The sequence below is a fragment of the Streptomyces misionensis genome (assembly GCF_007896895.1).
Classification (GTDB): domain Bacteria; phylum Actinomycetota; class Actinomycetes; order Streptomycetales; family Streptomycetaceae; genus Streptomyces; species Streptomyces misionensis_A.
The window spans coordinates 11,322-12,224 of sequence record NZ_VOGW01000123.1; the positions used below are offsets into that span (position 1 = coordinate 11,322).

Here is a 903-nt window from a genome sequence, read left to right on the forward strand (position 1 = left end):
TGGTTCGCCCAGGCCGTGGCGGCGGGGCAACCGGAGCCGCACACGATGTCGCTGGCCACGGCGGACGAGGAGGGGCGGCCGGACGTGCGGATCGTGATGCTGCACGGCGCCGACCCGGACGGCTGGTCGTTCGCCACGCACGCCACCAGCCGCAAGGGCCGGGCGCTGGAGGCCCGCCCGTACGCCGCCCTGGCCTTCTACTGGCCGGTGCTGGGCCGCCAGGTGCGGGTGCGCGGACCGGTGGCGCCCGCGCCCTACGAGGAGAGCCAGGCGGACCTGCACGCCCGGTCCACGGGCGCGCTCGCGGCGGCGCTGACCGGACGGCAGAGCGAGGAGCTGGCCTCGGCGGACGCCCTGCGCGACGCCTCGGCCGCCGCCTGGGCCAGGGCCCGCGAGAACCCGGCCGAGCCCGCCCCCACCTGGACCCTCTACCGGCTGCGCCCGGACACCGTCGAGTTCTTCCAGGGCGCCGCCGACCGCGCGCACATCCGCCTGGAGTACCGCAGCACGGAATTCGGCTGGAGCAGGGCGCTGCTGTGGCCGTAGGGGAAACGCCCCTACGGTCGTCCGCTCACGGCCTCGAAGCCCCACCCGCAGGAAGCCGGCCCGCGCGGGCGGGGAAGTCGCCGAGGACGTCGGTCAGTTGGCAGGACTCGGGGTGCATGACCCGATGGTCGTCGGCTCAACCCGCCGTCCGGAGAACCGGTTTACCGTGGGGTCGGCCTCGCGGAGGGACCCCGGTGGCGCGGACCACCGCTCATCGCGCTTAGGACGCTGACCCTGCATCAGTTCCCTTCCGTTGCCGTCCCCTTGCACACCATCCGCGTACACTCCGCGCACACCCGTGATCAATCCGCAACCAATTCCGGTCTTGACCGAGACCCATCAACCGGACGTCTGATT

1 protein-coding gene is annotated in these 903 nt (G+C 73.3%); it reads left to right on the top strand.

Features of this window, described 5'->3' with window-relative positions; all coding sequences use genetic code 11:
• Window positions 1-546, top strand: a 546-nt coding sequence (locus tag FRZ03_RS21590; RefSeq protein WP_146466821.1) for a pyridoxine/pyridoxamine 5'-phosphate oxidase, incomplete at its 5' end; no start/stop codon positions are given.
• Window positions 547-903: the final 357 nt, after the last annotated feature.